Here is a 14,860-nt window from a genome sequence, read left to right as displayed (position 1 = left end):
CTAAGCATTTTTCATGCTTAATTGTAATTAGATTGAAGCTGTTTTTTGTTCCATTGCCTCTTTTTGAAGAACTCTCCATAATATTTTTCCGCTACTTGTGGTCGGGAATGTTTCACGAAACTCTACTATTTTAGGAACTTTATAACTTGCCATTTTTCCCTTTGCCCATTCAATGATTTCCTGTTCAGTAACTTTACCTTTTGCATTTTCTTTCAAAATGATATAAGCTTTCACGGTTTCTCCTCGTCTTGGATCAGGGGCACTGACAATACAAGCTTGTTGAACAGCAGGATGTTCATAAAGAATCGACTCTACTTCTGTCGGCCAAACTTTGAAACCGGAAGCATTAATCATCCGTTTTAATCGATCAACCATAAAAAAGTATCCTTCTTCATCCATTTTTACAATATCACCGGTCCGAAAAAATAATTTTCCATCAATCTCAATATGGGCTTCTTTATTTTCTTCATCCCGTTGATAATACCCTTTAAACACTTGGGGACCATTGACAACGAGTTCACCTTCCTGATTAGGACCAAGTTCCTTTCCGGTTCCAATATCAATAATTCTTGCATCTGTATTGAAGGAGGGAATCCCAAGACATTGCATTTTTGGCCGGTCTGGCGGATTGAAATGGGTATGTGACATAGTTTCAGTTAATCCGTATCCTTCAACATATTGTAAACCGGTTCTTTTGTATAAATTTTCTCCAACAGCCTGTGGTACTGTTGCTCCGCCGCCTCCAATGACTTGTAAAGATGAAAGATCATATTCTTTAAGATTTGGATTTGCTAAAAAGTCAATTAACATCGTACTAATATTGATCCAGTGCGAACATTGAAACTGTTCGATCGCTTTTGCCGCATAATCTCTGTCCCATCTTGTAAATAAAATAATCGTACTGCCTGCATAAATCGGTGCAAGAAGACTGTGAATAAGTCCTGTCACATGAAAAAGCGGTAAAGTCGTTAAAGCTACTGCATCTGCGGTCACATTCATCCACTGGTAAGCACTGACCGTATTGGCCTGAATGGTTTTATTTGTATGGACACACCCTTTTGGCAATCCGGTTGTCCCGGATGTATATGGAATAGCAGCAACATCATCTGCTAAACCAGTATAAGGGGATGGTGAAAATCCGGTCTTTTGAACTTCTTGCCATGAAATGTCTTGTGACAATGTTTGACGTGGTGCCTTTACTTCTGGAGGTAAATTGCCTATCGCTTGTTCTTCGCTTGCATAGTCTGAATATGTGGTCACAATAATACTTTGAAGCGATGTGAAACCTTTGAGCGGTGCCACTTTTTCATATAATTCCTGACTGACCAAGGCATGTTTAATCTGACAATCCTTAATATAAAATTCTAAATCCTTTGTCAAACTCATCGGATTAATTGGAACAACAACTGCACGAACCCGTAATATAGCAAAAAAACTGATGATGAACTGCGGTGAATTTTGCATAAACAGTAAAATCTTTTCATTCGACTTTACTTGAAGTACTTTTTCCAAATATCCGGCTAACCTTTCGACTTCATCAAGCAATTGTTTGTACGTATAAGATTTCCCGTAATAGTGTAAAGCTTGTTTTTGCGGATATTTCTTAGTGGTTATAACTAAATTTTCATAAAGTGTTGTTTTCGGTACTGTTAAAGTTTTTGGCAACCGTGCCGGCCAATACTGAAAATGAGTTGAATTCATCTTATTCCTCCCTTTTATTTGCGACTTTTTCTTTCTTTATCGATATCAATCTTTTCTCTTCTAAAATCAAAATAAGTGGCAAAACGCCTTTTTGACTGACAAATAACAGATCTTCGTCATAATGGTATTTTTGTAAATTCATACCTACCCGTGATTGACGGAGAATTTCATAGGAGTCTTCAGCTCTATTTTCATAAAATAATTTTGCCGCCAATGAACTATCGGTTAACTCAACCTTTTCTTCGCCGAATTCCTTAACAAATTGTGCAATGAAATAACCGGCACCATAGAAATCTTCTAAACAAAAAGTGTTTGATGAGCCTGAACAAACTACGATAATCGTTTCTTGATGAATATTCCTTGCAATATGTTTACTTACTGCTTCACCATTAAGCAAGGAAGCAACATAGAGTTTTTTGGCATTTGAAGAATTTCTAATGGCTACCGTTCCATTTGTAGTTGATAAAATAACCGTTTTCCCTGAGACCTGCTTTTTAAATACAGAAGGCAAAGGATCGAAAAAGCCTTCAATAGTAATTCCGTTATGTTCCCCTATTAAAACGACTTCATCAGGAGGATACTTCCTTGCTTCCTGTAATGCTTCGGTCGCGTCCAAAACAGGGATAACCTGTTTTGCATCATAATGAAAACAAGAAGCAATGACAGATGTGGCCATGAGCACATCAAATACAACGGCAATTTTTTCCTCATTCATTTGTACCGTGTCGATTTCTTCTTTTTTTAAAAGTGTATGGATTTTCAATGGTTCACACACCTTTACTATAGTTCAAAGCATGATGAATCAAACTTTCAACTGTTTTTTGAAATTTGGCAAAACGTGGATCACTTGTTTGCCCTCTTTTATATCGATAATAGATTTGTTGACAAATAACCGCTAGTTTAAAATAAGCAAAGGTCAAATAGAATTGGATATGACTTAAATCCCTGCCACTCTTCTTTGCATATCGTTCAATAAATTCTTCTCGTGTAAAGAAGCCTTCTTTCGTTGTTACTGATTCCGCACCGAATGCTTTTTTCAATTCATCAGGATCCTTTTCTTCCACCCAATAGCTAAGAGCGGCGCCAAGATCAGCGAAAGGATCACCAATTGTTGTCATCTCCCAGTCAAATAGTCCGACCATTTCATTAAAATCAGGCGAGAACATGGCATTATTTAATTTATAATCATAATGAATAATCGTCGGTTCCGGGGATGTCGGAATTTTTTTCGCAAGCCAATTGGTTAACTCTTCTACACCGCGAATTTCATCGGTTTTGGAAAGTTCGTACCGTTTTGTCCAACCGGCTACTTGCCTTTCCATAAATCCATCCGGTTTCGCCATCGTTATTAGTTCTGTCTTTCGGTAATCAATTTCATGCAGTTCTACGAGTTTATCAACCATCAATATCGACAGGTTCCGTCCCAATTGTGGGGTATAGTTCACCCATTCAGGAAATTCGGTATCGACAACAACCCCTTTTCTCCGTTCCATGATAAAGAAAGGACTTCCAATAATTGATTCATCATCCGAAAAAATGTATGGTTTTGGAGCTGTCGGATAATACGGATGAAGGCTTGTTAAAATCCGATATTCACGGTGCATGTCATGTGCTTTCGGTGCAACCGGTCCGTGGGGAGGCCGTCTTAGAACCGCTTCCCAATTTCCGATCCGTAATAAATAAGTTAAATTGGAATGACCTGCCCCGAATTGTTCAATCTCCAACGGTCCATCAGGAATAAACGGTAAATTTTCTTTTAAAAATTTTGTCAGTGTCTCTTTATCTAATTCTTCCCCTTTTCTGACACTGATTGTATCATGATAGGAATATCCCACAATCCGCACCATCCTTTACGCTATGATTTCGTTCGTCCAATTTAGCTGAAAAGGAAGAAACCAGAGCAATCCTTTCCGCTTATTGATTTTTTTAACAACAGAGAATCTACTTATCTGTAATTCTGACGAGCACTTTCTAGTTCTTTTCAAAAACGTTTTGTGTGATTGTTAGCTTTCGTTAATGATCTTTATCCAGTAAACCTGTAAGCAGCAATTCTGAATAAATTTTCACCAGTTGATCCGGCGGGATTTCTCCAGCCGGGGTGTACCAGTTGTAACTCCAGTTTGTCAGTCCAAGGAGAGCAAACGCTAATATATCTGCTGGGAGCTGATTTTTGAAAACACCTTGTTCCTCCCCTGTTCTGATAACCATTTCAATATTTTTACGAAATTGTTTTCGAATCTTTTTAATCGTATTGATATGATTTTCGGATAAATGTCTCATTTCCCGAAAATAAATACGTGCCCGGGGTCCATTTTCGATAAGATCGTCAATTAACAGCCGAATAATTTCGATCAGCTGCTCCTTTGGTGACAGCGTTTTATTTGCGATTATTTTTGTTTGTCTGTCCAATAGGTTCGTAATGTATTCATTATAAATATCCATCAATAATTGTTCTTTGCTGGAAAAATAATAATAAAAAGAGCCCTTCGTTACTCCTAACTCATCGACAATATCTTGAATAGACGTCGTACTGAAACCTTTCTTTTCAAACAATTCAATTGCTTTTTCAATTATTTTTTCTTTCATCTGCTTTAAACCTCGCTTGATTGTAAATTCACTTTTTTTATCGTCTATCCATAATCATTCTCTACCCTACCTCGCCAGTAACACCCCCACCTCATCATTTTCAAGTTGACAAAGAGATTGGTGGGGATATAGAAACCCACCTTGATGGAAGTTTCACTTATCAGGCGTAAGCACTCGATCCTCCGTCGACCTTAATAATCTCTCCTGTCACAAAGTCCGACGCTCTTGAGGCCAAGAATAGTGCAGCACCTTTTAAGTCTTCATTACTGCCGAATCGCTTCAAAGGTGTGTTCGCCAGAATTTTGTCTCCTCCTTTTTCTATTAACGCATTTGACATTTTCGATGGGAAAAATCCGGGCGCAATTCCATTTACATGAATATTGTATTGTCCCCATTTTACTGCCAAATCTTTAGTAAATGTTATCACTGCACCTTTACTTGTATTGTAACCAATCGTATTCATCACTTCCGGATTCGTACCGCCAAACCCGGCAATGGAAGCAATATTAATGATTTTACCGCTTCCCTGATTAATCATGATTCTTCCTGCTTCTCTACTCATTAAATATGTACCCGTTATATTTACATTAATAACTTTCTGCCAAGCTTCAAAAGGCATATCGAGAACAGGCGCCCCCCAAGTGGCTCCACTATTGTTGACCAAAATATCAACGGTGCCAAATTGCTTAACCGTTTCATCGACAACCTTCTTTACATCATCATGTTTACTGACATCACAGGCTAAAGCTATTGAGTCAATTCCAAAATTCTTTTTTAACTCTTCACTTTTTTCTTGGCATTGTTCCAGTCTTCTGGAACAAATCACTACATTTGCTCCGGCTTCAGCAAATGCCTCTGCAATTTGCGCACCTAGTCCTCTACCTCCACCGGTTACAATAGCTGTTTTGCCATCCAATCTGAATAAATCAAAAACTCCCATTTGAATTCCTCCATTCTCCTTATTATGAATATTTCTTCAGCTCCAATTTTGCAATTTGCCGGCGATGCACTTCATCCGGACCATCGGCAATCCGAAGTGTTCTTGCATTTGCCCAATGATAAGCCAAGGTGAAATCATCACTGACCCCTGCTGCCCCAAATGCTTGAATGGCTCGATCAAGTACCCGTAAAGCCATGTTCGGTGCAACAACTTTGATCATCGCTATCTCCGTCTTAGCCTCTTTATTGCCGACTGTATCCATCATATATGCCGCTTTTAGTGTTAATAAACGTGCTTGTTCGATCTCAATTCTGGAATTGGCAATCCATTCTTGGATAACACCTTGTTCAGACAGTTTTTTTCCAAATGTCTCCCTTTCCTGAACACGCTTACACAAATCTTCCAGTGCACGTTCCGCCAGTCCGATTAATCGCATACAGTGGTGAATCCGACCTGGTCCGAGACGTCCCTGTGCAATCGCAAAACCTTTCCCTTCCCCCCAGATGATATTTTCAGCCGGTACCCTGACGTTTTCAAAGGTAATCTCCGCGTGTCCATGTGGGGCATCGTCATAACCGAAAACCGGAACCATTCGTTCAATCTTTACCCCCGGCGTATCCATTGGTACAAGAATCATTGATTGTTGCTCATGTCTTGGGGCATCCGGGTTTGTTTTCCCCATGACAATAGCAATTTTACAACGAGGATCGCCTGCCCCTGATGACCACCATTTTCTCCCATTGATGACATATTCGTCACCATCTTTCACAATACTAGTGGAGATATTCGTCGCATCACTGGACGCTACATCCGGTTCAGTCATGGAAAAACAAGAGCGAATCTCTCCGGTAAGCAAAGGTTCCAGCCATTCTTTTTTTTGTTTTTCAGACCCGTATCGTACTAACACTTCCATATTGCCAGTATCCGGTGCGTTACAGTTAAAGGATTCAGGCCCTACTACAGAACGCCCCATGATTTCACACAACGGGGCATATTCTAGATTTGTCAGCCCTGCCCCATATTCGTTGTCCGGCAAAAATAAATTCCATAACCCTTCAGCCTTTGCTTTTTGCTTTATTTCTTCAATAATTGGAGGAACTGAACCGAAACGGTCACTTTGTTGGTTTAATTGATTTCTATAAATCTTTTCATTTGGATAAATATACGCCTCCATGAATTCAGTCAATTTCTTTCTTAACTCTTGCACTTTATCAGAATACGAAAAATCCACTTGACATTCCTCCAGTACTCTTCAATTTCCGGAACATACTACATGGTATGTTCCGAATTTTAGTTATATTATAGCAAATATTAAAAGGTTTTCAACATTTTTTCAAAAAAATATTAATTACAATCTCTCTTTTTCTATTTATTTGAAAACTTTATCCCTTAAGGATAAAGTTAAACAAATGAAAAAATAAATAAGGAAGCAATGTCCTTCACTGCTTCCTCTGTTTTTGTTCCTTATAATCGATTTAGTATTGCCATTGTCCCCAATATCCAGGACCATATCCCCAATTATATTCTGGGCTCGGGTTGCCCCATCCACCATACCCGCCAAATCCACCATACGGGTAACCATATCCCCAGCTAATCGGATAGGGATAGAAGTGATGATGGCCATGATGGTGATGTCCGTGGTGATGATGGCCATGGTGATGATGCCCATGGTGATGGTGGTGGCCATGGTGATGCCCGTATTGTTGTCCACCATACCACCCGCCATATTGTCTTAACAGTTCTTCTTCACTAACAGGGTTATAAAATTGATCCATCTTTGCATACCTCCTCATAGTCAATACACCATAAGATTATGTACATAACCAAGTATAGGTGCATGACTATGAAGAAATGGGTTTATACCTATTTATCCCACCTTAACGGCAAGTCGACACCCCCACCTCAAGATTTTCGAATTTATAAAGAAGGTTGGTGGAGCGCGATGCGTCCGTTCGGGTCAACAAACTATCAGTAGGGTATGAAGAAACCCACTTATGAAAGTTTCACATTATTTCCTCGTAACAAAAACAAGATTGTATATGATCATTGACGATTCCGACAGCTTGCATATATGCGTAAACAATTGTAGGACCGACAAAAGAAAAACCATGTCTTTTTAATTCTTTGCTAATCTTGTGGCTTAGTTCCGTTTGACTTGGAACATCTGTACTTGTTTTCCACTCATTTTTAATCGGTTGCCCATCAACAAATCCCCACAAAAATGATGAAAAAGAACCATATTTCTTTTTTATCTCTATAAATGCTTGAGCATTACGAATGGTTGAACGAATTTTCCTTTCATTTCTAATTATTCCTTCATTCCGTAATAATTCTTGCACTTTTTCTTCTCCGTAACGGGCAATTTTTTCAACATCAAAGTTATCAAATGCCACCCGGTAATTCTCTCGTCTTTTTAAAATCGTAAGCCAATTCAGACCTGCTTGAGCACCTTCCAGAGTTAACATTTCAAATAATTTTTGGTCATCAAAAACAGGTCGTCCCCATTCAAAATCGTGATAATGAATATAAAGCAAATCATCTGTCACCCAATCACATCGATTCATGTCATTCGCTCCTCTATTCAACAAATTTTCAGTTTTTGCTTGATATTAAATCGATGAGACTTTTGCTTTGTAATCTTCTTGTTTTTCGATGTTTTGCCCGTTCTTCCCCGGTATCATGAAGCCATTTTTCATATTCTGTTTCAGGAACCACTTTCGGGACAGGATTTGGTTTCCCGTCTTCATTTAACGATACGAATGTTAAAAAAGAAAGTGCCGCTAATGATTTTTTCCCTGTCATTAAATGTTCAGAAGTTACTTTAACCAAAACTTCCATTGAAGAATTCCCTGTCCAAGTTACCATTGCCTCTAAAGTGACCGCATCGCCTTCCCGAATGGGTTTTATGAAATCAACAGAATCGATGGACGCAGTGACAACAGGTGTTTTGCATAACCTCAGTGCAGAAATGGAAGCAATATCATCTATGTATGAAATTAACTTACCGCCAAACAGTGTTCCATGCATATTCGTATCTTGCGGAAAAACAAGTGCCGTTTTAATTGCAATGGTATCTTTCATAAAAACTTTTTGTTGTTCCATTATTTTCACCTCGTTTTCATTATAACAACGATAAGGGAATGAAAGAAAGCTAATTATCGTTATACGGGAATGTCCAATCAATCCTTCAGGCGATCACAAAACACCAAAATAATTCCAGTTGCGAAAGTATGGGTATTCCAATTAATATGTATTGGAAAAAATATCTTTCATTGAAAAAGGAAAGCTGCTATAATGCTAGCAGCCTTCCTTCTTCCATTAGTAACCTACATAAGAAGCTCCTACAATAATCAATAGGATAAACAAAACAACAATTAAGAAGAAACCAGAGCCGTATCCAGCTCCACCCTCAGTGTATCCCATTAAGCTTCACCACCTTTCACTTACATAATTAAAATATGCAGGTGAAAGGAAACGGACAAGGCTATTTTCTTATAAATAAAAAAATAGATGAACAACCAGATTCATGTTACACTATAAACATATGAATAGTCAGATTCAATGTAATACTTTTTCAATAGTAAAGGAGTTTTTTTATGAGTTGGGATTTTTTTCTCGAATACAAAACCTTAACAGATACCCTAAAAGCCATTTGTATCTTTTTATTATTTTTGTTGTTCCGTAATTTGTTCAGTAAATATGTATTTAAATTCATCCTTAAAATATCAAAAAAGACACCGACAGAATTTTTTACGAACGTGTGGCTTTCCTTTGAGAAACCGATTCGTTGGTTTTTTGTCGTTATCGGTATTTATCTGGCCGCTCAGTTCATTCCATATTTCAACCCAAATAATGCGTTATTTTTAAAGATTTACCGTTCAACCATCATTTTATTAATTACATGGGGGTTTTATAATCTTTCTTCTACTTCATCGGTCATCTTTCAAAAATTAAACAGTCGTTATGATCTTGAAATTGATCAAATTTTAATTCCTTTTTTATCAAAATTACTTCGTGGGATTATCGTATTGATTAGCATTAGTGTCATTTTACAAGAGTTTAACTATAATATCAGCGGATTAGTTGCCGGTCTGGGAATCGGCGGGTTAGCCATCTCCCTTGCTGCACAGGATATGATTAAAAATTTCATTGGCGGACTAGTCATTATTTTTGAAAAACCTTTCTCGATAGGTGATTGGATTAATGCTACCAGTGTAGAAGGCACAGTTGAAGACATTAGCTTTCGAAGTACATTAATTCGAACCTTTGACCAAGCGCTGGTTACCGTACCAAATTCGTCTCTTGCCGCGACCAATATCATCAACTATAGCAAGATGGGAAAAAGAAAAATTGATTTTCGAATTGGCATCAGTTACAATACACCGATTGACAAAGTTGAACAAGCCATTTTCCGTTTACGTGAGATGTTACAAGCACACGAAGGGATTCATCCGGAAACGATTCTGGTCACTTTTGATAAATTATCCGAAAGCAGTTTAGAACTGTTTTTCTATTTCTTTACGAAAACAACAGTTTGGTCGGAATATTTAGAAGTTAAACAGGAAATCAATTTAAAGATTATTGAAATTTTAAATGAAGAAGGAATTGAAATTGCGTTTCCAAGCCAAACCCTATATATAACGGCTAGCAATAAAGAAATTATACAGAAAACTTTCGGTACAAACGATTAAACAAAAAAGCAAGGAATCGGAGTCATTCAGCTCCATCCTTGCTTACAGTATTACATATTATTTCCGTATCCCTATTTCATTAAACGGAAAAAATTGAAACTTAACTTCACCAATAACGGAATCAAAAGATATAAATCCGAATTGGCGACTATCATAACTGACTAAGCGGTTATCTCCCAAAACGAACAAAGAATCTTTAGGGACAATCGTTTTACCCGTTAATTCTTCCAGCGTGAAATCTCCGGTTATTTTTCTGTACTTATGACTCTTTTTTATTTTATCTAAATAAGGTTCATTATATTTTTTCCCATTAATATATAACTTATCATTTTTCATCTCAACTTTATCACCCGGTAATCCGATTACCCGTTTTATATAATATTCTTTTGAATTTGGTGCATCAAATACGATGATATCGAATCGCTCAATGGAAGTATTTTTGCCAATTATGATTCGATCATTATCAGAAAACGTCGGTTCCATCGATTCACCATATACTGTAGTTGGTGAAATAAGGAATTTCTGAACTAATATAACGATAATAAATGCAATAAAAAAAGATTTTATCCAAGACAGCAATTCCTTTGTTGCTGATTTTTCCACTCTACTCTCTCCTTCTTTCAGGGTTGACCTTATTATACCTCTTAAACAACTGAAATAACAATGAAACGAGATGATATATGTATAGGAGAAAGGTAAGACGTCTTTCAACAATAATTTTATCCCAACTTAACGGTGAGTCAAGATCCCCACCCCAAGATTCTGGATAGGTGGGGGATGAGCTGTCTCCATGCGTCCGAGGTTCAACGTAGTTTTTTCAATTCTTCATTAATTTGATTACGAATACCGTCTACTGTTTCAAAATCCATTGCTTTTACATAAAAAGATTCTAACTTATCGCGAAGTTTTTTTGTCTCAGCCAAATGGTGAATACCTTCATCCATCTTATCTTTATATTTTTTTGTCCAAAAAGAAATTTCTTCAGCATATTTTTCATCTGTTCCTGATTGGATTGTTTCCTCATACAAGTCAATGATCTCGTCCTTTTCCCTTGTCGGAAAATATTCATGTGGTGCAGTACTATCAAAAATAGCAAATTGACATTCGCGAACAATTACCATATCTAAACTATTTGGATCAAATCCGCAATGGTACACTTCCACATGAAATCCTTGCTTTTCGGCTGCATGAGCAATCTGTTTCAACATAGTCGACTTACCGCTACCTGCCCGGCCTTTAATAAAATATCGATTTTCCACATCCTCTGTTAAATTTTCTACAAAATTAACCGGTCCCACAGGTGTGGTCGCCCCTAAAAAGCGGTGTTTGACTAGGCCATTTCCTGTCTTTGATTTTTCAGGTAACAGTTTCTCAATCCATTTATTTGTAAGTTGGGCTGCCCGGTCAAAGTCAATATTTCTGATATAAATTTTCTCTAATTCATCATGATTGGCAAGACCTTCACGAAAAGAACAGTATGCGATTTGAAAACCTGTATTGACACGATTGCTTAATGAAAGAATCTCCTCTTTATGCTGTAAAAGTTGGTTACGATTCCAAGCAATGCCTAAATTAACATATTCTTCAATAACACCGGGATATTTAGGTTCTATAATATGCGGTTTCGTTCCGTCGACAATACCGGCTTTTAAATGTGGTATGATAACGGCATCTAAAGAATCCACATCTGAGGAACAATGAATCCATTCAACCGCATACCCTTTATCTCGCCATTCACGGCCAATTGATTTAATGATTGATGATTTTCCTGTACCCGGCCCTCCTTTTAAAATGAATAATATTTCCAAATCTTGGAAATTAGATTCAAAGAAATGAACAAACCCCTTTGCTGTATTCCCGCCGGCATAATAATTTAATTCTTTCAAAGTACCAACTCCTAAACAATAAGATTCCCGAAATTTAACCCGTACAATTACATGATCTCTTTACGTTCATGTTCAAAACTTCGAGGAAACACATTTTCTAAATTCAGAGTCTTATTTTTAACGTAAAGAGTGGTAAAAAATAGGAAGACTTTTTCCCGGACGCCTTAAACATCCTCTTCATTCATAAATATGATTCCAAATGAAATAGGTGAATGCCTATATGCAAATATATGGAGTTGGCTTAATTCTAAAGTAAATAAGCTCCAATGGCACCGGCAAATGCGCCGTTTGTAGGAAATAAAGCTTCGCGACCGAGGGATTGGGAAAATTCATCCAGCACTTTTCTTAACATATGGTTCCCACTCAAAGTACTACCAACAAAAACAAGTTTACTCACATCTTTTATTTGAGCAACTTGATTCGCCAATAAAATAATCGTCTCTGCAATTAATTGAATCGTACTTGCTAATTGGTCATCTTTCGTTGCATCCTGGGAAAGATGTGCTTTGCCAAAATTAGCAGCCGTTAAATCCCCGATAAGAGGCGTTTCATTTGATCCGTATATATCACGAACAAGAAGATCTATTTTTTTCCGGTCGCCGGATCCAGCTCGTTCAACTAATTCTGTAAAATTACTGGTACCTGCCAACAATGTACCAAGTCCAATGAATGTTCCTCCCCCAATCCCTGTACCTATAACCCTTTCAAAATTGGAGGGGGTTACATGATAAATGGATGTCCCTGTTCCGATGCTGATTAATATGAATTCTTCATGTAATAAATGAAATTCTTGTTCTAAAAGATAACGGGCCCCTTCTGCCATTGCTTCAAATTCATTGACAATGGTAACAGGATGTGAAGTTTTTTCTTTAACTAAATACGATTTCCCGCCTGTCACGACCAACTTTGCAGTGGGAATGGTCATATTTAACCATTGAATAAAACTGTCTATTTTTGTTATTGCATATTTCCGATAGTGAAGCTCACCCTTTTCTTCAAAAACCATTTTTACAAGACTGCCACCTGCATCAATTCCAATTCGATTCACGAGTCATCGACACCTTTATTTTTTATTTTTCCAAACAGATAAGGCTACTTGAAAGTAACAATTATAATTTATTTTAAAATGATTGTCCTCTATTGAAAACCCCTAAGAATCATTTTAATTGAAAACCGGCTTCATGCATTGTTATAATACAAAGTGAAACGCTTAAAATTTATATTTACTTCATGTAAAAAAGTAGACATGCGGCATGCCTTTCTCCCTCCGATCTTCCTCGTTGACCAGAATCTTGAGGTGGGAGTCTTACTACCCGCAAAGAATAATTTAGATTTTTATTCATCCTAACGCTTTATCTTTTCAAACGAGGGGGGTAAATATGCTGGACGGCTGGTTTCTTTGGTTTATTTTAATGTGGATTTTCGCGCTTCCCGTTCTTTTTGGAATTGGTGGATTTTTTATGTTTAGAAAATTTCTAAAAAAATTGCCAAAAGAAGATGGAAAATCAGACATGGATTGGGAAATTTATTATGTAGAAAATACGAAACATTTATGGACGGAAGAGCAACTAGCCCTTTTGAATGAACTCGTTTCACCGGTCCCTGAATTATTCCGTGATGTAGCAAGACATAAAATTCAAGGAAAGATCGGTGAACTTGCTTTAAAAGAACATGCAAAAAAAATGACTTTGGATTTAATTATTCGGGGTTATATTATCGCCACACCGAAAAGAGATCATAAATATCTAAGAAAAAAACTGGAACAATTAAATATTCGTACAGAAGGTTACGAACAGTTATTCCAATAAAATTCATTTTATACATAGAGAAAGCCCCCTCTTTCCTTTTGCGGGGCTTTTTATCATCTTGTATGAACGGTCATATCGTTTCTCTTTATAACGAGAAATACCCTGAGTTTCAATTTTTTCCACTTTAGGAAATATGTTTATCAATTGCTTCAATAATACGGGATTCTTCAAACGGTTTAACAATAAAATCTCTTGCTCCGGCTTCAATTGCTTCTAACACCATTTTATGTTGGCCCATTGCCGAGCACATAATAATCTTCGCATCAGGAAAATCCTTTTTTATATGTTTTACCGCCTCGATACCATCCATATCCGGCATAGTAATATCCATAAAAACAAGATCAGGCTTCAAATTCTTATATAATTGCACAGCTTCTTCGCCCGTTTGCGCTTCACCGATTACTTCATGTCCGGCTTTTGTAATGGCTCTAGCAATTGTCATTCGTAAAAATTTTGCATCATCAACGATTAAAACCTTTCCCACTTGACAAATCCTCCTCATCAACAAATTTAAAACCCTTGAAAACCACAAAAAAGAACCGTTAGCCAGCTAATGAATATATTCATCCAATCAAAAAATAACATGAAGCCAACAAGGACCATTAAAGAACCGCCGACTTTCAGGATCATTACGTTATGCTTTCGAATCCAACTGATTTTTCCGATAAAAAAGGTCATAATAATAAACGGAACAATAAAGCCGAGTACATAAGATATCATATAAATAAAACCTTCAGATGGATTCGTGGCACTCAATCCAATAACGGCTCCTAATATTGGTCCCATACAAGGTGTCCAACCGGCAGCAAAAGCCAGACCAATCAATAACGATCCAAGATATCCGCTCGGTCTATTTTTAAATTCGAAGCGCCTTTCTGTCATTAAGAATTCAGGTTTTAACAAGCCAACCGTTATCAAACCAAAAAAAATGATAAAGATTGCCCCAATTTGACGAATAAGATCCATATGCTTTACAAATAAACTATATACAAAAGTGGTGCTCAAGCCTAAAACTAGAAAAACAATGGAAAACCCGATAAGGAAAAAAGTAGTATGCAAGAAACTTCTTTTTTGCAATAATATATTTTCTTCTTTTAATTCCGCGACACTCATCCCGGTAATATAAGAAAGAAAGGCGGGATATAGAGGCAGACAACAAGGTGAAATAAAACTTAAAATCCCGGCTCCGAAAGCTAAAAATACATTTAAATCCGGCAACAATATCCCCCCGATAAATCGATTTCTCTT

The 14,860-nt window shown here is 37.2% G+C and carries 17 protein-coding genes; 2 read left to right on the top strand and 15 right to left on the bottom strand.

The genetic code is table 11. The features are described 5' to 3' along the window. Positions 1-27: 27 nt before the first annotated feature. The 10 genes from NSQ14_RS08685 to NSQ14_RS08640 form a co-directional block, all read right to left on the bottom strand. Positions 28-1,701 (bottom strand): long-chain-fatty-acid--CoA ligase, encoded by a 1,674-nt coding sequence (locus NSQ14_RS08685; protein ID WP_041845198.1) that lies wholly within the window; start codon positions 1,699-1,701, stop codon positions 28-30. Between the two features lies 1 nt (position 1,702). After that, complete coding sequence (locus NSQ14_RS08680; protein WP_034770013.1) at positions 1,703-2,464, bottom strand: 2-phosphosulfolactate phosphatase; 762 nt, start codon at positions 2,462-2,464, stop codon at positions 1,703-1,705. A gap of 4 nt (positions 2,465-2,468) precedes the next feature. Then, a complete protein-coding gene (locus NSQ14_RS08675; RefSeq protein WP_231553320.1) occupies positions 2,469-3,536 on the bottom strand; it encodes a phosphotransferase family protein in 1,068 nt (355 codons plus the stop codon). 178 nt (positions 3,537-3,714) lie between these two features. Next, positions 3,715-4,287 carry a TetR/AcrR family transcriptional regulator gene (locus NSQ14_RS08670; protein ID WP_034770012.1) on the bottom strand — a complete coding sequence of 191 codons (573 nt, stop codon included), beginning with the start codon at positions 4,285-4,287 and terminating at the stop codon, positions 3,715-3,717. Positions 4,288-4,447: 160 nt separating this feature from the next. Continuing rightward, positions 4,448-5,227, bottom strand: coding sequence for an SDR family oxidoreductase (locus NSQ14_RS08665; protein ID WP_034770011.1), 780 nt, complete (start codon positions 5,225-5,227; stop codon positions 4,448-4,450). A gap of 22 nt (positions 5,228-5,249) precedes the next feature. Further along, positions 5,250-6,458 carry an acyl-CoA dehydrogenase gene (locus NSQ14_RS08660; RefSeq protein WP_034770009.1) on the bottom strand — a complete coding sequence of 403 codons (1,209 nt, stop codon included), beginning with the start codon at positions 6,456-6,458 and terminating at the stop codon, positions 5,250-5,252. Positions 6,459-6,702: 244 nt separating this feature from the next. Further along, positions 6,703-7,002: a hypothetical protein gene (locus tag NSQ14_RS08655; protein WP_051989069.1), complete on the bottom strand. Its 300-nt coding sequence runs from the start codon at positions 7,000-7,002 to the stop codon at positions 6,703-6,705. 228 nt (positions 7,003-7,230) lie between these two features. After that, positions 7,231-7,791 carry a DNA-3-methyladenine glycosylase I gene (locus NSQ14_RS08650; RefSeq protein WP_034770007.1) on the bottom strand — a complete coding sequence of 187 codons (561 nt, stop codon included), beginning with the start codon at positions 7,789-7,791 and terminating at the stop codon, positions 7,231-7,233. 28 nt (positions 7,792-7,819) lie between these two features. Then, on the bottom strand, positions 7,820-8,329 hold the full coding sequence (locus NSQ14_RS08645; RefSeq protein ID WP_034770006.1) for an acyl-CoA thioesterase: 510 nt from the start codon (positions 8,327-8,329) through the stop codon (positions 7,820-7,822). A 216-nt stretch (positions 8,330-8,545) separates the two neighbouring features. Then, a complete protein-coding gene (locus NSQ14_RS08640; protein ID WP_072012673.1) occupies positions 8,546-8,650 on the bottom strand; it encodes a YjcZ family sporulation protein in 105 nt (34 codons plus the stop codon). Positions 8,651-8,823: 173 nt separating this feature from the next. Between NSQ14_RS08640 and NSQ14_RS08635 the strand changes: the two genes are divergently transcribed. Further along, a complete protein-coding gene (locus NSQ14_RS08635; RefSeq protein ID WP_095142276.1) occupies positions 8,824-9,918 on the top strand; it encodes a mechanosensitive ion channel family protein in 1,095 nt (364 codons plus the stop codon). Positions 9,919-9,975: 57 nt separating this feature from the next. Here NSQ14_RS08635 and lepB read toward each other — a convergent pair whose 3' ends face one another. The 3 genes from lepB to coaW all read right to left on the bottom strand — a co-directional run bounded on the left by lepB (position 9,976) and on the right by coaW (position 12,852). Continuing rightward, complete coding sequence (gene lepB, locus NSQ14_RS08630; RefSeq protein WP_041845200.1) at positions 9,976-10,521, bottom strand: signal peptidase I; 546 nt, start codon at positions 10,519-10,521, stop codon at positions 9,976-9,978. Between the two features lie 200 nt (positions 10,522-10,721). Next, the gene (locus NSQ14_RS08625; protein ID WP_346217078.1) at positions 10,722-11,804 is read right to left on the bottom strand and encodes a PRK06851 family protein; all 1,083 of its coding nucleotides are present in this window, start codon (positions 11,802-11,804) and stop codon (positions 10,722-10,724) included. 247 nt (positions 11,805-12,051) lie between these two features. Then, a complete protein-coding gene (gene coaW / locus NSQ14_RS08620) occupies positions 12,052-12,852 on the bottom strand; it encodes a type II pantothenate kinase (RefSeq protein WP_346217077.1) in 801 nt (266 codons plus the stop codon). A gap of 331 nt (positions 12,853-13,183) precedes the next feature. Between coaW and NSQ14_RS08615 the strand changes: the two genes are divergently transcribed. Next, positions 13,184-13,612 carry a DUF2621 family protein gene (locus NSQ14_RS08615; RefSeq protein WP_041845201.1) on the top strand — a complete coding sequence of 143 codons (429 nt, stop codon included), beginning with the start codon at positions 13,184-13,186 and terminating at the stop codon, positions 13,610-13,612. A gap of 124 nt (positions 13,613-13,736) precedes the next feature. On the opposite strand, the gene NSQ14_RS08610 is transcribed toward NSQ14_RS08615, so the two are convergent. Both NSQ14_RS08610 and NSQ14_RS08605 read right to left on the bottom strand, forming a co-directional pair. Then, complete coding sequence (locus tag NSQ14_RS08610) at positions 13,737-14,096, bottom strand: response regulator (RefSeq protein WP_041845202.1); 360 nt, start codon at positions 14,094-14,096, stop codon at positions 13,737-13,739. Between the two features lie 26 nt (positions 14,097-14,122). Further along, on the bottom strand, positions 14,123-14,830 hold the full coding sequence (locus tag NSQ14_RS08605) for a cytochrome c biogenesis CcdA family protein (RefSeq protein ID WP_346217076.1): 708 nt from the start codon (positions 14,828-14,830) through the stop codon (positions 14,123-14,125). Positions 14,831-14,860 lie beyond the last annotated feature (30 nt).

Source organism: Caldifermentibacillus hisashii (genome assembly GCF_039654145.1).
Lineage (GTDB): Bacteria > Bacillota > Bacilli > Bacillales > Caldibacillaceae > Caldifermentibacillus > Caldifermentibacillus hisashii.
The sequence above is the reverse complement of the archived record's forward strand: the minus strand, read 5'-3'. Positions and strand labels throughout refer to the sequence as shown.